General features: G+C 72.1%; 13 protein-coding genes. 1 reads left to right on the forward strand and 12 read right to left on the reverse strand.

Translation table 11 applies throughout. The annotated features are described in order from the left end of the window. Window positions 1-140: 140 nt before the first annotated feature. The 5 genes from ACQ9ZG_RS09765 to rplU form a co-directional block, all read right to left on the reverse strand. On the reverse strand, window positions 141-2,354 hold the full coding sequence (locus ACQ9ZG_RS09765) for a hypothetical protein (RefSeq protein WP_499280291.1): 2,214 nt from the start codon (window positions 2,352-2,354) through the stop codon (window positions 141-143). 148 nt (window positions 2,355-2,502) lie between these two features. After that, entirely contained in the window at window positions 2,503-4,002 is a 1,500-nt protein-coding gene (locus tag ACQ9ZG_RS09770) for a bifunctional cytidylyltransferase/SDR family oxidoreductase (protein ID WP_028415222.1), read from the reverse strand. A 309-nt stretch (window positions 4,003-4,311) separates the two neighbouring features. Continuing rightward, the gene (gene obgE / locus ACQ9ZG_RS09775) at window positions 4,312-5,748 is read right to left on the reverse strand and encodes a GTPase ObgE (protein WP_028415221.1); all 1,437 of its coding nucleotides are present in this window, start codon (window positions 5,746-5,748) and stop codon (window positions 4,312-4,314) included. 159 nt (window positions 5,749-5,907) lie between these two features. After that, window positions 5,908-6,165, reverse strand: coding sequence for a 50S ribosomal protein L27 (gene rpmA / locus ACQ9ZG_RS09780; protein WP_015608479.1), 258 nt, complete (start codon window positions 6,163-6,165; stop codon window positions 5,908-5,910). A 14-nt stretch (window positions 6,166-6,179) separates the two neighbouring features. Next, the gene (gene rplU / locus ACQ9ZG_RS09785; RefSeq protein ID WP_018487143.1) at window positions 6,180-6,500 is read right to left on the reverse strand and encodes a 50S ribosomal protein L21; all 321 of its coding nucleotides are present in this window, start codon (window positions 6,498-6,500) and stop codon (window positions 6,180-6,182) included. A gap of 294 nt (window positions 6,501-6,794) precedes the next feature. Here rplU and ACQ9ZG_RS09790 point away from each other — a divergent pair, with 294 nt between their 5' ends. Next, window positions 6,795-7,403: an acyltransferase gene (locus ACQ9ZG_RS09790; RefSeq protein WP_109915204.1), complete on the forward strand. Its 609-nt coding sequence runs from the start codon at window positions 6,795-6,797 to the stop codon at window positions 7,401-7,403. Between the two features lie 229 nt (window positions 7,404-7,632). Here ACQ9ZG_RS09790 and ACQ9ZG_RS09795 read toward each other — a convergent pair whose 3' ends face one another. The 7 genes from ACQ9ZG_RS09795 to ACQ9ZG_RS09825 form a co-directional block, all read right to left on the reverse strand. Beyond that, window positions 7,633-9,768, reverse strand: coding sequence for a glycosyltransferase (locus ACQ9ZG_RS09795; protein ID WP_499280293.1), 2,136 nt, complete (start codon window positions 9,766-9,768; stop codon window positions 7,633-7,635). Then, complete coding sequence (locus tag ACQ9ZG_RS09800; RefSeq protein ID WP_499281587.1) at window positions 9,765-11,081, reverse strand: glycosyltransferase family protein; 1,317 nt, start codon at window positions 11,079-11,081, stop codon at window positions 9,765-9,767. Before ACQ9ZG_RS09800 ends, ACQ9ZG_RS09795 begins: the two co-directional genes overlap by 4 nt. Before the next feature lie 224 nt (window positions 11,082-11,305). Beyond that, window positions 11,306-12,592 (reverse strand): nucleotide sugar dehydrogenase, encoded by a 1,287-nt coding sequence (locus ACQ9ZG_RS09805; protein ID WP_109916137.1) that lies wholly within the window; start codon window positions 12,590-12,592, stop codon window positions 11,306-11,308. Continuing rightward, a complete protein-coding gene (locus ACQ9ZG_RS09810) occupies window positions 12,589-14,253 on the reverse strand; it encodes a glycosyltransferase family 2 protein (protein WP_109916138.1) in 1,665 nt (554 codons plus the stop codon). Before ACQ9ZG_RS09810 ends, ACQ9ZG_RS09805 begins: the two co-directional genes overlap by 4 nt. Beyond that, window positions 14,237-15,949, reverse strand: a complete 1,713-nt coding sequence (locus ACQ9ZG_RS09815) for a glycosyltransferase family 4 protein (RefSeq protein ID WP_499280296.1) — start codon at window positions 15,947-15,949, stop codon at window positions 14,237-14,239. Before ACQ9ZG_RS09815 ends, ACQ9ZG_RS09810 begins: the two co-directional genes overlap by 17 nt. Continuing rightward, window positions 15,939-16,958 (reverse strand): Gfo/Idh/MocA family protein, encoded by a 1,020-nt coding sequence (locus tag ACQ9ZG_RS09820; RefSeq protein ID WP_109917051.1) that lies wholly within the window; start codon window positions 16,956-16,958, stop codon window positions 15,939-15,941. Before ACQ9ZG_RS09820 ends, ACQ9ZG_RS09815 begins: the two co-directional genes overlap by 11 nt. Then, the gene (locus ACQ9ZG_RS09825; RefSeq protein ID WP_109917050.1) at window positions 16,955-18,073 is read right to left on the reverse strand and encodes a DegT/DnrJ/EryC1/StrS family aminotransferase; all 1,119 of its coding nucleotides are present in this window, start codon (window positions 18,071-18,073) and stop codon (window positions 16,955-16,957) included. The genes ACQ9ZG_RS09820 and ACQ9ZG_RS09825 overlap by 4 nt, the downstream gene beginning before the upstream one ends. Between the last annotated feature and the right edge of the window lie 81 nt (window positions 18,074-18,154).

Genomic DNA, 18,154 nt, shown 5'->3' on the forward strand with positions numbered 1-18,154 from the left:
CCCGGCTCTGCGCTCTTTGCATACAGACTCTTTAGGCGCACACATGCCGAACGACCCGTACATCCCCTTCTCCAAGGGAGACGTACGGGCCGTCGTCGGGGTTGGGTCTCTTTCCGGACAAGTCCGGTCGGCTGTGCGCCTCAGCGCGCCGTCGTGGCCTCCGAGGCGACCGCGGCCTCCGCCGCCGCCACCGCCTCCGCCTCGCCGCCGGGGACGGCCACCGCGTCCGGGTCCGCCGTGGCGACGGCCGCCGCCGTCGCCTCCGGCTCGCCCGTACCGACACCGCTGGAGTCCGCCTCCCGGTCCGGGACGGCCACGGCCTGGTCCCCGATCCGCTGGGCGACCCCGGTGTTCCGGGCCTCCGCCTTGGCGGCGAGCGCCCGTACGGCGGCGTTGAACCGCTCCATGGAGGTCGGCTCGTCCGGGCCCAGGAGGTACGTCTTCAGCTCCCGGCGCGCCCCGGCCAGGGTGTCCGCCGCCGGGTCCGCGACGGCGGCCAGCAGTTCACCCAGTTCCCCGGCACCGTTGGAGAGGACCACCGCGGCCCGTACGGCGGTGTTCTGCCGCCGGAACTCCTCGGCGCCCAGCCCCGCGGAGTCGGTGACCGCGTACGGCTTGCCGCTGGCGATGAAGTCGGAGACCACGCTGGAGATGTCCGAGACCATGGCGTCGGACTCGTTGAAGCAGTCGTACAGGCTGGGCTGCGAGCCCGTCACCGTGCGGTGCTCCCACCAGCCGAAGGAGCGCCAGTAGGCGTCGTTCCACGCGGCCCGCAGCCGGGCCGTCTCCGCCTCGCGGGCGGGGTCCGCGAGCGAGACCCGCGATTCCTCCGCCTCGTCCGCGCCGGGGCGGCCCACCACGACCAGCTCCGCCAACCGGGCGCCGATGGTGACGAGTTCGGCCTCGGCGGCGCTCCGGTCGGCGGCCGTCCGGCCGGCCTCCCGCGCCCAGCGGGGCTCGGCGGCGCGCTCGGCTGCGGCCTTCTCCAGCATGGCCCGGATCCGGGCGTCGACCGCCTTGGCCCTGGCGTTGCGGATGCCGGTGAAGGGGTGCGGCTTGTAGACGATCCGGACCGGCTCGTCCGCGTCGATCAGCCCGCGCACGATGTTCTCGCCCGCCAGCAGCAGCGAGGTGTTGCCGGGGTTGTCGTCCCAGCCCTCCCAGGTGGGGGCGTACAGGACGGTCGGGATGGGGTTGCGGAGCGCGCCCGCACCGCTCTCGATGGACTCCAGCTGCGGGCGGCCGACCTCGACGATGTCCTCGTCCCGGACGCCCACGTCGGCCAGCGCGTAGCGGTCGCGGCCGGCCCGGCCCGCCGTCCAGACCTCGTCGTAGACCTTGGAGTACGGGTTGACGCTGGCGAGCTTGTCGCTGTCGCCGTGGCCGATGAAGACGTGCTTCATGGTCGGCACGCGCAGGATGTGGATGTTCTTGCCGACGTTGGCCGGATACAGGCAGACCCGGACGGTGGAGAGGTCCAGGTTCATCAGATGGGTGCCCGCCGGGACGCAGATCACCGGGACGGAGGTCTCGGCCAGCTGCGGGACCAGACCGCGTTCCCGCATGATGATCAGCGGCCGGCCCTCGATCCGGGCCATGGTCTCCAGCCACATGTTGCCCTGGTAGGCGGACTCGTTGGAGCCGGAGAAGTAGAGCACCACGGTCGGCTGGTACTCGCCCAGCCAGGTGTCGACGGCCTTGAGCACGGCGGCGGGCCGGGGCGCCAGCCGGCTGCGGCGCAGGTATGGGGCGAGCGCCGCGACGTAGAGGAGGGCGAGCAGCAGGCTGAGCGCGGCACCGGCGTAGGCGGCGGCGTTCTCACCGGTCCCGGCGGCGATCAGGATGCCGGCCATCGCGGGGATGTCCAGGTGCAGCATCTTCTCGCCCGAGCGGCGCAGCAGCGCGCTCGGCGGGGCGTCCGGGATGCGTACGGCGTTCAGGTCCACGTTGCGGGTGATGACCGGCATCGTGCGGCGCAGCTTGATCAGGGTCGTCAGGGCGCCCTGCGGGATCTGGAGACCGAAGAAGAGCAGGAAGCAGGCGACCGCCGTGTAGAACAGCGGCCCCTCGGACAGATCGAGCCGGGCCAGCAGCAGGATGATCATCAGCTGGCGCAGCAGGAAGCGGATGGACAGTCCGGCCCGCACCCTGCCGAGCCGGTTGATCACATAGCTCCCCCGATGGTGCAGGTACCGGTCCGCGAGGTAGGTGACGGCCGCCGCCGCCGCGAAGAACCACACGTTCGGAATGAGCGCGGCGAGCATCACACAGGGGTATCCGAGCCCCATCAGCAACGCTGCCGCCAGTTCTGATCTGCTGCCCACACGGGCGAGGCGGATGGCTTGGGAAATCATGAAGAACCTGCTCCAGGGGGTGCCGGCTGGTTTCACGTAATGAGGTTCACGTAAATGAGGAAAATATGAATGTGCGTATACGCGCAAGGCCTCGGTCACCGCGTCAAGCGGTGACCGAGGCCCGTTGTCGCGTCGGTGCCGAGAATGATTAACCGTCCCCCTGGCGGTCCAGCGCGGAGGCCAGCGCCTGATCGAACCCGGACGAGGCGGAGGCCTCCGCCGTCGGGTCCTGCTGTCGTACGTCGATGACGTGCCCGGTCAGCTCGGAGAGCAGCACGTCCAGTGAGGTGCGGGCCACGGCCTCCGAGGAGAGCAGCGAGCCCTCCGGCTCCTGGCCGAAGGCCTTGGTGCGCATCGGTGTCGCGGTCCGCTCCGGGTTCACGCAGTTCACCCGGATCCCCTCGCCCGCCCACTCGTCGGCGAGCGCCTGGGTCAGGTTGACCATGGCGGCCTTGGTGGAGGAGTAGAGGCTGTACTCGGCCCGGCCGCGGGTGTAGCTGCTGGAGGTGTAGAGCAGCAGCTGTCCCTGCGTCTCGGCGAGGTAGGTGTAGGAGGCGCGCGCGATCTGGACGGGGGCCAGATAGTTGACGTTCAGCGCTTCCTGGATCGTCGCGTCGTCCGTCTCGGCCAGCCTGCCGATGCGCAGAACGCCCGCGGTGTTGATGACGTAGTCGACGCGCCCGGTCTCGGCGTGCGCCCGGGCGAGCGCCCCCTCGATGTCGGCCCGGTTCTCCACATGGGTGCCGGTGGTCGACCGGCCCAGCGCGTAGACCTTCGCCCCGTAACTCTCCGCCATCGTCGCGAGGTCGGCGCCGATCCCGTACGAACCGCCGAAGACCACCACGGTCTTGCCCGAGAGCAGTTCCCGGTAGGCGGCCTCGTCGGCCTGGCGGGGGGCGGCGGTGGAGGCGAGCTGGAAGAGCTTGTCGGTGAGGAAGACGTCGACCGGCTGGGTGACCTTCATGTTGTACTCGTCGCCCGCGACCACATGGATCGGCACGTCGGGGAGGTACTTGAGGACCACCGAACAGTCGTCCGTGGCCTGGAAGTTGGGGTCACCAGCCGCGATCCTGTACGCCTTGCGGATGGTGGAGAGCTTGAACGCCTGCGGGGTCTGGCCGCGGCGCAGCCGGGAGCGGTCGGGGACCTCGGTGATGAACTCGCCGTCCTCGCCGTGGGTGCGGGTCACGATGATCGTGTCCGCGGAGGGGATGGCGACGTCGACGGCCTGGTAGCGGTCGAGGGCGGCGACACAGTCCCTGATGACGCGCTGTGACAGCAGGGGGCGCACCGCGTCGTGGAAGAGGACGTTGCGGTCCTCGTTCTCGGCGAGACCCTCGCCGAGGGCCGCGATGGCGCGCTCGGTGGTCTCGTTGCGGGTGGCGCCGCCCTCGATGACCCGGGTGACCTTGGTCAACTGGGCCTTGACGACGATCTTCTCGACGTCCGGCACGAACCCCGGAGCCATCATCACGATGATGTCGTCGATGTCCTCGGCGTTCTGAAAGATCGTCAGCGTGTGCTCTATGACCGCCTTGCCCGCGATCTTCAGCAGCTGCTTGGGGATCGAGAGCCCCACCCGCTGCCCGGTGCCGCCGGCGAGCACGACCGCTGTGGTCCGGAGCTTGGCTTCGTGGGGCAGAGACACAGACGACCTACTTCGCTATGGGGGTGGAACAGCGCGATGTTCGCACTCTCCGTGACCGTCCCGCAAGGCGGACGACCCCCGTCCCGCACCCCCCGGAAACCCCCCGTTCACCGTCTGGCCAGGGATGTTGGTGAAGCCCGACAGGTTCCACCCGATACCGAATCCATAGAGAACTTTCATAATCTGCACATCCTCACGCCCCCTGGAGTCCGGTTCGGGCGCCCGGACCGCCCGCGTCCGCCCCCAAATGGCCGGAAGGCCCGACTCCTATCGGAGTCGGGCCTTCCGGTCCTGGAGGTTGTGCGCCCGCTAGAAGGGGTCGAACTCGTCGTACTCCTGCTGAGCGTCGTCACGCTCCGCAGTGCGCTCCCGGCGCCGCTGGGCCGCCGGACGCGGGGCCTCCATGCGGTGGTCCTCACCGCGGCGCCCCAGCATCTCGGCACCGGCCTGCATGGTCGGCTCCCAGTCGAAGACGACCGCGTTCTCCTCGGGGCCGATGGCGACCCCGTCACCGGCCCGCGCGCCCGCCTTGACGAGCGCGTCCTCGACGCCGAGGCGGTTGAGCCGGTCCGCGAGGTAGCCGACGGCCTCGTCGTTGTTGAAGTCGGTCTGGCGCACCCAGCGCTCGGGCTTCTCGCCTCGTACTCGGTAGAGGTCCTCGCCCTCCGCGGTGACCGTGAAGCCCGCGTCGTCGACGGCCTTGGGGCGGATGACGATCCGGGTCGCCTCCTCCTGCGGCTTGTCGGCCCGCGCCTTCGCGATGATCCCGGCGAGCGCGAAGCTCAGCTCCTTCAGGCCCTTGTGCGCGATGGCGGAGACCTCGAAGACCTGGTAGCCGCGGGCCTCCAGGTCGGGGCGGATCATGTCGGCCAGGTCCTGGCCGTCGGGGATGTCGACCTTGTTGAGCGCGACGATGCGGGGCCGGTCCTCCAGACCGCCGTACTGCCGCAGCTCCTCCTCGATGATGTCGAGGTCGGAGAGGGGGTCTCGGTCGGACTCCAGCGTCGCGGTGTCCAGGACGTGCACGAGCACCGAGCAGCGCTCGACGTGGCGCAGGAACTCCAGGCCGAGGCCCTTGCCCTGGCTGGCGCCGGGGATGAGGCCGGGGACGTCCGCGATGGTGTAGACCGTCGAACCCGCCGTGACGACACCGAGGTTGGGGACCAGCGTGGTGAAGGGGTAGTCCGCGATCTTCGGCTTGGCGGCGGAGAGCACCGAGATCAGCGAGGACTTGCCCGCACTCGGATAGCCGACGAGCGCCACGTCCGCGACGGTCTTGAGCTCCAGGACGATGTCCCGGCTCTCCCCCGGCTCGCCGAGCAGCGCGAAGCCGGGCGCCTTGCGGCGGGCGGAGGCCAGCGCCGCGTTGCCGAGCCCGCCGCGACCGCCCTGTCCGGCGACGAAGGTGGTGCCCTGGCCGACCAGGTCCGCGAGGACGTTGCCGGCCTTGTCGAGGACGACGGTGCCGTCGGGCACGGGCAGGACCATGTCCTGGCCGTCCTTGCCGGAACGGTTGTCACCGGCGCCGGGCTGGCCGTTGGTGGCCTTGCGGTGGGGGCTGTGGTGGTAGTCCAGCAGGGTGGTCACGGACTGCTCGACGACGAGGATCACATCGCCGCCCCGGCCGCCGTTGCCCCCGTCGGGGCCGCCGAGCGGCTTGAACTTCTCCCGGTGCACGGAGGCGCAGCCGTGGCCTCCGTTACCCGCGGCGGCATGCAGCTCGACGCGGTCCACGAAGGTGGTCATGGTGGGTGCCTCCAGATAACAGGTGCAGGTACAGCGGAAAAACCGGAATTGTCTCTGTCGTAACACGCCGAGGGCGGACCCGCTTCCCCGTTCGCCGGGAAAGCTGGGATCCGCCCTCGGAAGGTGCTGTGTGCCGTTCTGCGCGCGCTGAGGAAGAACTCAGACGGCGAGCGGAACGATGTTCACGACCTTGCGGCCACGGTGGGTACCGAACTCCACCGCACCGGCGGTCAGCGCGAACAGCGTGTCGTCGCCGCCACGGCCGACGCCCGTGCCCGGGTGGAAGTGGGTGCCGCGCTGGCGGACCAGGATCTCACCGGCGTTGACGGCCTGGCCGCCGAAGCGCTTCACGCCGAGCCGCTGAGCATTGGAATCGCGCCCGTTCCGAGTGGACGATGCGCCCTTCTTGTGTGCCATGTGTTCTCAGTCCCTTACTTCGCAGCCGCGGGGATACCGGTGACCTTGATCGCCGTGTACTGCTGGCGGTGACCCTGGCGACGGCGGTAGCCGGTCTTGTTCTTGTAGCGAAGGATGTCGATCTTCGCGCCCTTGTGGTGGTCCACGACCTCGGCCGTGACCTTGATGCCGTCGAGCACCCACGGGTCGCTGGTGACCGCGTCACCGTCGACAACGAGCAGGGTCGAGAGCTCGACCGTGTCGCCAACCTTGGCAGTGGAAATCTTGTCAACCTCAACGATGTCGCCGACAGCAACCTTGTGCTGGCGACCACCGCTGCGCACGATGGCGTACACGCGGATCTCTCTCTCGCTCGGAACGGATCCCCTGATGCCAGCCGCTCGCACGGGCCGGGGCCCGGGACGATCCGGAAGGATGAGCGGCCTCTCCTGGCGGACGGCGCGAACACCGACCGGGACCGGGAGGGATGTGCTCAGGGGTAGGTGTGTACGGAAACACACCGAGGGTCAAGGTTACGGGGCCGGGTTCCGGGGGTCAAACCGGGGTCGCGCCACCCGGCCGCAGGGCCCGCCGCCGCCCTATGCTGCCCGGGACCGGCCGGTTTCCGGCTCCCGTGAAAGGCGTACGACGTGAACTACAGGGTCCAGCCCACCGCCCAGGTCGACGAGAGCGCCGAGATCGGGGCCGGGAGCAGCGTCTGGGAGCTGGCGCAGATCCGGGAGGGCGCGAAGCTCGGCGAGGGGTGCGTGGTGGGCCGGGGCGCGTACGTCGGCTCCGGCGTCCGCATCGGGAACAACGTGAAGCTGCAGAACTACGCCCTCGTCTACGAGCCCGCCGAGCTGGCCGACGGCGTCTTCGTCGGCCCCGCGGTGGTCCTCACCAACGACCACAACCCGCGCTCGGTGGACCCCGACGGCAGGCAGAAGCGCGGCGGCGACTGGCAGGCCGTTGGCGTCCAGGTCGCGGAGGGCGCCTCGCTCGGGGCCCGGTCCGTCTGTGTGGCGCCGGTCCGGATCGGCCGGTGGGCCATGGTCGCGGCGGGCGCGGTGGTGACCCGGGACGTCCCCGACTTCGCCCTGGTCGTCGGCGTACCAGCCCGGCGGATCGGCTGGGTGGGCCGCAGCGGGGAGCGCCTGACCGCCCGCGAGGGCGAGCCGGGCGTGTGGGAGTGCCCGCAGGACGGGACGGTGTACGAGGAGGAGGACGGCACCCTCGTGGAGCGGGCCACCCGCGCCTGAGGTGTACGGGGTCCGGGGACGACCCGGGCGCGGGATGCCCGCGGGCGTACGAGCGGCGCACCCGGCCCCTCCCCGTACGCCGGAGCGTCGGCCGCACGGGGAGCGCGGTCGGGCCCCGTACGCCGGAGTGCTAGGCCGTCGTACGGGCGAGGGCTCGGCTCTCCACAGGTCGGCTCTCCGCAGGCCGACCCTCCAGCGGTCAGGCCCTCCGTGGTCTGCCCTCCAGCGATCAGCCCTTGAGCAGCAGCCGGTCGAAACCGGGGGCGATCACCGGCCAGTCCCAGGTCGTCAGCGCGTGCTCCGCCGCGTCGGCCGTCGCCTTGCGCCACTTCTCCTCGGTCGCCGTCAGCGCGAGGACGCGGTCGGCGGCCTCCCTCGGGGTGGCGACCACCCAGTCGGCGGGGAAGAGGGTCCGGGCCCCGTGCTCCCCGCCCGCGAAGAAGGGCCAGTCGCGGACCACCGGGAGCGCCCCGCTGGCGGCCCCCTCGACCAGGCCGCAGTGGAAGCTCTCGCGCACCGAGCTGCTGAGGATCACCCCGACCCCGGTGAGCGCCTCCGGCACGTCCTCCGTCCGCCCCAGCAGCCGGACCGCCCCCGTGGGCTCCAGCTCGGCCAGGTCCTTCCGGAGCAGGTCGTCGTAGGCGCGGGCCGCGGGGCTCGCCTTGCGGTCCAGCCCGTCCCCGATGACGACGAGGCGGTACCGCTCGTCGTGCTCCCGCAGCAGCCGCAGGACCTCCACGGCCCAGCGCGGGTCCTTGGCGACGACGCCCGCGCCGATCAGGCCGACGGTGAAGCGCGCGTCGGCGCCGGTCTTCTCCCGCCGGAACCGCTCCAGGTCCATGGCGTTGGCGATGACGTGCAGCGCCGGCCCGTCCGGCTCCGCCAGGGGCGGCAGGCAGGCAGCGGCCAGATCGCGCAGGTGGTCCCCGACGAAGACCACGTCGTCGACCCGGTCCCACGCCACGAGGTGCGGCCAGAGCGTGAACGCCTCGTAGCTGTGCAGCCGTACGACGATCCGGGTGGTGCCCGGGTCGGCCAGGGTGAAGAGGGCGGCGGCGTTGGTGCACCAGTCGACGAAGACCGTGTCCGCCCACTCCAGGTGCGGCCGGAGCGCCGCCTCGGTCTGTTCCCCGAGGGCGGGCGCGCCGCCGAGCGCGTGCTCCATCATCCGCTGGCCGCCCCGGGCGAGCGGGCGCAGCGCCTCGTCCTCCTTGAGGTCCAGGAAGCGGATCTCGACGCCGGGGTGGTCGGCGTACCGCTCGCGGATGGGGTGGAGGAAGTTGGCGTTGGAGTACGTGGTGACCAGCAGCCGCAGGGGCCGGCCGGCCGGTACGGGGGCGGCGGGGGCGGTGCGGCCGCGCGGTGCGGTGAGGGCCTGGAAGGCGGTGCTCGCACGGAAGGGGGCCAGGTAGCCGGCGGGGTCGGCGGCCAGGGGGGAGGACAGCGCGTCGAAGTGGACGGCCCGGGGGAAGGCGAGGGTGAGCGCGGAGGAGAGCGAGGCAGCCGCCCCCTTGGCGTCCCCCTTGGCGTGGCGCCGGTCGGCCAGGGCGAGCGCCGCCTCGTACGCGGTCCGGCGCAGTGCCGGGTCGTCGTGGCCGCGCGCCAGGTCGGCCCGGGCGGCCTCGGCGAGCAGGGCCGCGCGCAGCGTCCGGTCGGTGGTGCGGCGGGCCGCGTCCCCGAGCACCAGGGTGGCGCCCGCCTTGCGGCCCCCCTTGGCCATGCTGAGGCTGACGCGGCGGGCGAGCTTGGCCCGCAGCCGGTCCGGCACCCTGGGCGCGGCCACCACCCCGCGCCAGGAGCGGGCGCCGAGCGTGGTGCGCATGACGGCCGGGGAGGAGGCGCGGCGCAGCGCCCCGCCGACGACGCGCCGGGCGGCTCCCCGGGTGGAGCGGCCGACGGTGGCCGGGGTGGGCACGGTCCGGGCGGCGTCCCGCAGGGCGTGGTGGAGGGGGCGCGCGCGGCGCTCCTCGACCGCCTTGAGCGCGGGCGCGATGCCGAAGACCGCGTGCGCCCTGCGGTTCACCCGGGCCAGCTGCCAGACCGTGTAGACGGCCGAGGCGTCCAGGGCGACCAGAACGTGGGCCCGGCGCCCGGCGCGGCGGACCTGCCGGTCGCGTTCGGCCGAGGCCCAGACGCGGCGCGGGGCGGGGAGCTTGGCGACGCGCTTCTCGAACGCCGTGCCGCGTTCGGCGGCGGCCGACCGGAGGGAGCGGAGTCCGGCGAGGCCGAGGCCGGGTTCGATGTCGTCCGGGGCGAAGAGTCCCACCAGTCCGACGGTGGCGCCCGCCGCCCGGAACCGCTCCACCGACGCCCTGAGGACCGCTTCCTGCGGCGGTGCTCCGGCGATCAGAAGTACCTGCGTCATACCGAGAGGTCCTCCGCCTCGTGGGTGGCCGGGGCCGCGGCCTGCGCCCCGGTGTCGTCCGGGGCGCCGTTGGCCCGGTCGATGAGCCTGCGGACGGCGGGGCCCAGCTGGGCGGCCCGCGCGTACCGGGCGGCGTGCGCCCGGGCGGCGGCCCGGTCCTCGTCGGTCGCCTCGACGGCGAGCTTCGCGGCGGCGGAGTAGGCCGTGGCCAGCGCTTCCTCGTCGAAGCCGAAGGCGCCCGTCCACAGCGGGTGGCCGGTCATCACGGTGCCGGCGTCGTGTTCGACCTCGTGCGCGGACATGACCGGGAGGCCGGTCGCGGCGTACTCGTAGACCTTGCCGGAGGTCATGTACTTCCCTCCCATGATCATGAGGAGGAGGACGTCCCAGCTCGCGAAGATGTCCGGCACCTCGGCCTTGGGCGCGGCCCCGCCGAAGCTCACCGCCTCCCCCCGGGCCTGCGCCTGGCGGATCATCTCCATGTGGGCGTTGGCCTCGCGGGCCGCGCCGGAGCCGATCTGGCCGCGGATCTCCAGCCGGGAGCGGGCGACGAGCGGATCGCGCTCGCGGGCGGTGCGCCAGCCGTCGAGGACGGCCTTCAGGATGCGCGGCGGCGAGGTGACCACCCCGAGGTGCCCGAAGGCCAGCCCGGCTTCCGGGTCGGGGGTGCGCGTCCGGGCGGGGACGCTGTCCTCGTCGTACCCGTTGCGTACGACGTGGAAGCGGGCGGCCAGGTCGGGGTGGCGCTGCCGGTACCAGTCGGCGATCGGGTCGTTCACCAGCCAGAGGGAGAGCGCCTGGGAGAGCACCCTGCGCTCCCAGACGCCGGAGGGCGAGTCGGGGGTGAAGGCCTCGCCGTCCCCGAGGACGTCGACGGACCAGCCGTCGCGGAAGTCGATCGCGTACGGCACCCGGTGGGTCTCCCACAGATGCAGGGCGGCGGCCATGTTCACGTACGGCACGCAGGTCGCGAGGACGAGGTCGGCCGGCTTCTCCCGGTGGACGCGCTCGACGGCCCGTTCGAGGTCGGCCTTCCAGCCGCCGTAGATCGGCTCGGGGAAGTCGTCCATCCCCTTCTTGCGGTAGGCGGCGGCCCACTGGGCCGGCCGGAGCGCGCGCTCTTCGGAGAACGTGCGGATGTCGGTCTCCAGGTCCTCGCGCACCAGCGGCAGTTTCACGATGCGTACGCGGGGGTCGACGCGCTCGGAGAGGGTGTGGTCAAGGCCGAAGTCCCGCTCCCAGGACGCGTCGGCGATGGTCACCACCGTGACGTCCCAGCCCTGTGAGACGAATTGGTTGGCGGTTTCCCGCATCCGATAGGCGCAGCTCTTGGCGGCCGGGGGAAACCCGATGGCCAGATAGATCACATGTTTGGGAGCAGGGGTTTTGGACACCCAAAAACGCTAGCACGGTGGCCTTTGCCGCCAACCGCGTTCATTTCGTACACGAGTTCGCCGGGGGACGGCCGACGGCAAGGGAATTCATCGACCCTCCCCCGGAGGGAATTCGCACGGAATGACGGAGGCCGTACGGGAATTCAGCCGCCGATGACGACCCGGCGCACCCCGGCCCACTTCTCCGGGTCCGTCGTCCGGCGGCCGTCGACCAGGACGCGGACGTCCGGCAGATCGGCGGCGGACAGCTCGCGGTACTCGGCGTGGTCGGCCTGGAGGATAGCGGCGGTGACGGCCTGGTGGCCGTCGTGCGGGACGAGACCGAGGGCGGTCAGCTCCTCGGGGGTGTACAGCGGGTCCGAGACGAACGGCATCGCGCCCCGCGCCTTCAGCGCCTCCACGACACCGAAGACCCCGGAGAACGCGGTCTCCTTGACGCCCCCGCGGTAGGCCGCGCCCAGCACCAGGACCCCGGCGCCCTCCAGGTCGCCGTAGGCGGCGGCCAGCAGGTCGACGGCGTACTGGGGCATCGCCACGTTGGCCTCGCGGGCCGCGCGCACGACGGTGGCCTCCGGGTCGTTCCACAGGTACATCCGCGGGTAGACCGGGATGCAGTGGCCGCCGACGGCGATGCCGGGCTGGTGGATATGGCTGTAGGGCTGGCTGTTGCAGGCCTCGATGACCTTCTTGACGTCGATGTCGTTCCGGTCGGCGAACCGGGCGAACTGGTTGGCCAGGCCGATGTTGACGTCCCGGTAGGTGGTCTCGGCCAGCTTCGCCAGCTCGGAGGCCTCCGCCGTGCCCAGGTCCCAGACACCGTTGGGGCGGGGCAGGTCGGCACGCTCGTCGAAGTCGAGCACGGCCTCGTAGAAGGCGGTGCCCGCCGCGCCGGACGCCTCGTCGATGCCGCCGACCAGCTTCGGGTAGCGGCGCAGGTCCGCGAAGACCCGGCCGGTGAGCACCCGCTCCGGGGAGAAGACCAGGTGGAAGTCGTCGCCGGGGGTCAGGCCCGAGCCCTCGGCCAGCATCGGCGCCCAGCGCGTACGGGTCGTGCCGACCGGCAGCGTGGTCTCGTAGCTGACCAGGGTGCCCGGCTTGAGGCCCGCCGCGATGGCCTTGGTGGCGGCGTCCATCCAGCCGAAGTCCGGGGTGCCCTCGGCGTCCACGAAGAGCGGCACGACGATCACGACGGCGTCGGACGCGGCGACCGCGGCCGTGGTGTCGGTGGTCGCGGAGAGCAGCCCGGCGCCGACCGTCTCCTTCAGTCTCACGTCCAGGTCGTGCTCGCCGGGGAACGGCTCGGCGGCCGCGTTGACCAGCTCCACGACCCTCTCGTCGACATCCGCACCGATGACCTGATGGCCCTTGGCGGCGAACTGCACGGCGAGCGGGAGCCCGATCTTGCCGAGCGCGACTACACAGATCTTCATCGGGTCACTTTCCTCTTCAGCCTGGACAGCATGCGGCGCAGCCGGACGCCCATGCGGGGTGGCGGTTCCCACAGCAGCGCCGTGGTGATCACGAGCCGCCCCTTCGGATTCCGGTTGGCCGAGGCCCGGTAGGGCGTGGCCCTCCCCCACCGGCGGGCCAGCGGCAGCGGCAGTCCCCCGGTGCGGACCGGGATCTCGTACGTCGTACCCGCTACGTCGACGTAGACGCGTACCCCGCGCTCGGCCCGGACCCGGTCGACCGGGATGCGGGCGGTCAGCAGGGTGCCGGTGCCGTCGCCGGCGGGCTCCCGGGTGAACTCGCCGACCGCCTCCGGGCGTACGGCCTTCTCGGGCAGCCTGCGCGCCCCCGGCTTGTCGGCGCTCTTGGGCAGGGCGCCCCGGGCGAGGGCGACGAAGGCGGAGGCGGTGTCGCCGGTGACGCCGATCCGCACCTTCAGGGCGAGGGTGAGGTCGTCCCCCTCCTGCTCCCAGGCGGCCGACTCCAGTTCCGTACCGGCCGCGAGCCTGCCCGCGACCGGCTCCCGTACCTCGTACCACCGGTCGTCGAGACCGGTCGCGGCGTCCCGGAAGCCCGGGTAGGGCGCGAAGGCGCGGCCCCCCTCCAGCAGGAAGGGCGGTGCCCCGTGCCCAGCCTCCTCCGCGATGGCGCGGCTGAGCTCCTCGACGGCGCCCCGCCGGGCGAGACCGAAGCGGACCCGTCTCTTCACCCCGGTCGCCTCGCGCAGACCGTCGGTGAAGTAGGTGTCGAGCAGGACGGTCAGCCCCTCGCAGATCTCCCGCCGGGTGGTGAGAGGAAGCGCGGGGAAGTCTTCGAGCACGAGCTTGGACAGCTCCCACTCGAAGTGGCGCCGGAGCACGGCGTCACGCCGGGGGCCCGCCGGGATGAGCCCGGCGGTGTGGTCCATGATGCGGGCCGTGCACCGGAGCCGGGAGAGATGGTCCGCCCGGTAGGTGATGTTGCTGGCGTCGCCGCGTCTGACCGCGTAGTAGTACGTGTAGTCCGCGAGGACGGAGATCCGGCGGGCCCGGACGCACGCCTCGACGGTGAACGGCTGGTCGCTGCCGACCGGCATGTCCTCCGGGAACCGGAGCCCGTACTTCTCCACCAGCTCCCGGCGGAAGAGCTTGGTGTTGGCGAGCGTGAAGGGCAGCGCCGAGTCGAAGAGCGTGACCTCCCGCCGGCCCTCCTGGTACAGCTTCTGGTGGACATAGCGCCCGTTGACGCCGGCCATCCTGCCGACGACCACGTCCGAACCGTCGGCGTCGGCGCAGGCCACCATGCGCTCCAGCGCCTCTTCGCCCAGGTAGTCGTCGGAGCCGACGAAGTAGACGAACCGGCCGGTCGCCAGCTCCAGCGCCCGGTTGCTCGGCGCCGCGGGCCCGCCCGAGTTGGGCTGGTGGACCACGGTGACCACGTCCGGGTGCTCGGCCGCGAACCGGTCCAGCTCGCGGCCGCTGCCGTCGGTCGACCCGTCGTCCACCGCGATGACTTCCAGGCGCTCCCGGCCGATGCTCTGCCCCAGCAGGGAGTTCAGGCACTCGGTCAGATACGGCATGGTGTCGTAGACGGCGACGACCACGGTCACGTCAGGGACTGCGGTGACGTCAGGGGTGCCCGTGACGTCAGGGGTTGCGGCCATCCCCTGCTCCTCGCATCAGCCGGGTGTAGACCCCGTCCAGAACTTCGGCCTGGGCCTCCCAGACCCACGCGTCCAGTCTGCCCTCCGCCTCGTAGGCGGCCGTGTAGCGCTTGGGCGCGTCGAGCACGGCCCGTACGGCCCGTACGTAGTCCTCGACGTTCTCCGCCTCGAAGACCTCGCCCTGACCGGTCTCCCGGGTCATCTCCGCCATCGTCCGCACATCGCTGACCACCAGCGGCAGCCGGGCGTGCGAGTACTCGAAGAACTTGGTGATCAGGGCGATCTCGTGGTTCGGCCAGTGGTGGATCGGGATGACCCCGACATCGGCGGTGGAGAGGAACGAGACGACCTGCCAGTGCGGTACGTACGGGAGGGCGTGCACCCGGTCCCGTACGCCCAGCTCCTCGGCCCGCTTCATCAGCCGCAGGATGTACGGCAGTTCGGGGTGGCTGGCCACGAACACGACATGGGTCCCGGGCAGTTCGGGAAGCCCGTCGACCATGATGTCGAGGCCGCGCTGACGGGCGGCGAGCCCGCTGTAGACGAGCAGCGGGACGTCCGGGCCGATACCGCACAGGGCGCGCAGGTCCGGCACCGGCAGATCGGTGAAGCGGGACGCGTCCGCCGCCTCCGGCGCGTTGAGCACCACGGCGGGGCGCTCGGGCAGCCGGTGGGTCCGCTGGAGCAGATCGGCCAGGCCGCCGGAGACGGTGACCACCGCGTCGGCGTACCTGGCGTGCTCGCGTTCGTACGCCACCATCGCGGGCAGCTTCCGCTGGTTGGCCCAGGAGCGCACCCCGGGCAGGTACTCGTGGGCGTCCCAGACCAGCGAGACCCGGCGTCCGGCCGCGCGGGCGCGGAGCTTGGCGCGGGCGCCGACACCCAGCATGCGGAAGTCGTTGGCGTGGATGATGTCCGGCCGCAGTTCGTCGATGACGGGCCCGTAGGCCAGCTCGAAGTCCCAGACGGCGGGGTCGAGCCGCCGCCAGGCGCGGTCCCCCATGGTGGTGAGCCAGAAGGCCGTGGTCGCCCTGTCGAGCGGGGTGGAGCGGGTGCGGCGGATGGTGCGCAGCTTCCTGGTGTGGCGCATGCGCAGCTTGACCCAGCGGCCGGTGGCCCGGGCCGCGCCCCGGCGTGCCGCGAGCCAGACCCGGCCGCCCACGGGGCCGAGGGGGGAGCGGTCCTCCCCCGTCTTCAGCGCGGCGCCGCGGACCCGGAGGTCGGCCCGCCACGCCTTGACCTGCTGGAGCCGGAAGTCCGCGACCCGCTCGGAGGGGTAGGCCAGGGGGCGGCGCATCGGGGCCCCGCGCAGGTCCTTGGGGCGGGTCGACATCTTGGCCTTGACCCCGATGAGGCGGACCTCGGCCTCGCCCAGCGTCCAGACCGTCTCCTCCTCCTTGCCGGAGTACTTGCCCAGGAGGACGACGTCCCAGCCCGCCGCGGCGGCCGACGCCGCCTGCTTCTGGACCCGGGAGTCGCCGTGGACGCTGTTGTCGACGAGCATGACGATCCGGCCGCGGCTGCCCCGGCGGGGAGGGCGGGCGATGATCCCGCCGGCTTCGGCGCCCTCGGTTCTCTCCGAGGTTTCGACCGGATCGGCGGGCTCGACCGGATCGGCGGGCTCGGCGGGCTCGGTTCTCTCTGCGTTCTCGACGGGCTCGGGGTTCTCCGTCGGATCGGGAAGGTCAGCGGCCATGGCCCGTCCGCTCCGGAGCCGGGAGGGTGACGGTCGTACGGCTGGAGGCGGACTCCAGCACGGCTTCGGCCACCTCGACGGTGAGCAGCCCCTGCCGCAGGGTGCAGAGGTCGGCGGGCTTGCCCTGGACCGCGTCACGGAACAGCTCGTGCTCGACGAGCAGCGGCTCCCGCTTGGGGATGGCGTAGCGGACCATGTCGCCCTCGGAGACCCCGCGGAAGGCCCGCAGCGCCTCCCATTCGGTGGTGACCGCCGCGTTGGAGTGGAAGGTGAGGTCGGCGGTGAGCGTGTCGGCGATGAAGCAGCCGCGCTCCCCGGTGACCGAGGTGAACCGCTCCTTCAGCGGGCTCAGCCAGTTGACCAGGTGGTTGGCCATCGTGCCCGCGGAGAGCCGGCCGACGGCGGAGACCATGTCCTCGTGCGGGCGGCCCGACTTGGAGACGGTGTGGGCGGCGATCGAGGTGTACTCCTGGCCGGTGACCCAGCCCGTGAGGTCGATGTCGTGGGTGGCGAGGTCCTTGACCACGCCGACGTCCGCGATCCGGTGCGGGAAGGGGCCCTGGCGGCGGGTGACGACCTGGTAGACGTCGCCCAGCTCGCCCGCCTCCAGCCGGCTGCGCAGCGAGAGCAGAGCCGGGTTGCAGCGCTCGATGTGGCCGACGTCCGCGACCAGACCGCGGGACTCGAACGCCTCGACCAGCCGCCGGGCGCCCCCGACGGAGTCCGCGAGGGGCTTCTCGATCAGCGCGCAGACATCGGCGTCCGCGAGCTGGAGGCCGATCTTCTCGTGCAGACCGGTGGGGCAGGCGACGACGGCGTAGTCGACGCCGAGCGCGAGGAGTTCGTCGACGGTGGTCAGGACGGGGGCGCCCTGGGCCCAGCCGTTCCGGTCGCCCATCGGGTCGACGACACCGGCCAGTTCGACGCCTTCGAGGCTCGCGAGGACCCGGGCGTGGTGGCGCCCCATGGAGCCGAGGCCGATGAGTCCGGCCTTCAGTACGGCACTCACAGCTGCTCCCCCAGGGAGTTCACGGCGGTCACGATGCGCTCCAGGTCGGACGGGGTGAGCGAGGGGTGCACGGGCAGCGAGACGACCTCGGCGGCCGCCCGGTCGGTCTCCGGCAGCTCCCAGACGCGGCCCGCCTTCTGGTCCGGCTCCCAGTAGGGCTTGAGGCGGTGGATCGGCGTCGGGTAGTAGACCGCGTTGCCGACGCCCGCCCCGGTGAGCGCGGCCATCGCGGCGTCCCGGTCGCCCCGGATCCGCACGGTGTACTGGTGGTAGACGTGCCGGGCGCCCTCGGCCACCGGCGGGGTGGTGACGGCCGGTGCGGTGATGCGGGCGTCGAGGTGGGCGGCGTGGGTGCGGCGACGCTCGGTCCACTCCGCCAGCTTGGTGAGCTGGACCCGGCCGACGGCGGCGGAGACGTCGGTCATCCGCATGTTGGCGCCGACGATCTCGTTGGCGTACCGCTGCTCCATGCCCTGGTTGCGCAGGAGCCGGAGCGTACGGGCGAGTTCGGCGTCGCCCGTGGTGACCATGCCGCCCTCCAGGGCGTGCATGTTCTTCGTCGGGTAGAAGCTGAAGGTGCCGCCCGCGCCGAAGGCGCCGACCGGGGTGCCGTGCAGCGACGCGGCGTGGGCCTGGCAGGCGTCCTCGACCACGGCGAGCCCGTGGCGTGCGGCGACGGGCACGATCCGGTCCATCCCCGCCGGGTGGCCGTAGAGGTGGACCGGCATGATCGCGGCGGTGCGCGGGGTGACCGCGGCTTCGGCGGCCGCCGGGTCGAGGCCGAAGGAGCCAGGCTCGATGTCGGCGAAGACCACGTCGGCGCCGGTCAGGCGGACCGCGTTGGCGGAGGCCGCGAAGGAGAACGAGGGGACGATCACCTCGTCGCCGGGGCCGATGCCCAGCGCGAGGAGCAGCAGGTGGAGCGCCGACGTACCCGAGTTGACGGCGACGCAGTGCCGTCCGTCGACCAGCCGGGAGAAGTCCTCCTCGAAGGCCGCGACCTCGGGCCCCTGTACGACCCGGCCGCTGCGCAGGACGCGTACGGCCGCTTCGATCTCCTCTTCCCCGATGACCGGACGGGCAGCGGGAATGGGCTGCTCGTTGATGACCGTCATGGACTTCCTCCTTGAACACCGCGACAGCTCGGCAGAGGGCGGAACTCCGAGGTGCGGGACATCTCTCACGACCGCGCGACA

The sequence above is a fragment of the Streptomyces araujoniae genome (assembly GCF_050871195.1).
Lineage (GTDB): Bacteria > Actinomycetota > Actinomycetes > Streptomycetales > Streptomycetaceae > Streptomyces > Streptomyces bacillaris.

Excerpts from the sequence above, each read along its gene's own strand:
- ACQ9ZG_RS09765 (WP_499280291.1), bottom strand. The coding sequence starts at position 2,354 with ATGATTTCCCAAGCCATCCGCCTCGCCCGTGTGGGCAGCAGATCAGAA.
- obgE (WP_028415221.1), bottom strand. The coding sequence starts at position 5,748 with ATGACCACCTTCGTGGACCGCGTCGAGCTGCATGCCGCCGCGGGTAAC.
- rpmA (WP_015608479.1), bottom strand. The coding sequence starts at position 6,165 with ATGGCACACAAGAAGGGCGCATCGTCCACTCGGAACGGGCGCGATTCC.
- ACQ9ZG_RS09795 (WP_499280293.1), bottom strand. The coding sequence starts at position 9,768 with ATGACGCAGGTACTTCTGATCGCCGGAGCACCGCCGCAGGAAGCGGTC.
- ACQ9ZG_RS09800 (WP_499281587.1), bottom strand. The coding sequence starts at position 11,081 with ATGCGGGAAACCGCCAACCAATTCGTCTCACAGGGCTGGGACGTCACG.
- ACQ9ZG_RS09805 (WP_109916137.1), bottom strand. The coding sequence starts at position 12,592 with ATGAAGATCTGTGTAGTCGCGCTCGGCAAGATCGGGCTCCCGCTCGCC.
- ACQ9ZG_RS09810 (WP_109916138.1), bottom strand. The coding sequence starts at position 14,253 with ATGGCCGCAACCCCTGACGTCACGGGCACCCCTGACGTCACCGCAGTC.
- ACQ9ZG_RS09815 (WP_499280296.1), bottom strand. The coding sequence starts at position 15,949 with ATGGCCGCTGACCTTCCCGATCCGACGGAGAACCCCGAGCCCGTCGAG.
- ACQ9ZG_RS09825 (WP_109917050.1), bottom strand. The coding sequence starts at position 18,073 with ATGACGGTCATCAACGAGCAGCCCATTCCCGCTGCCCGTCCGGTCATC.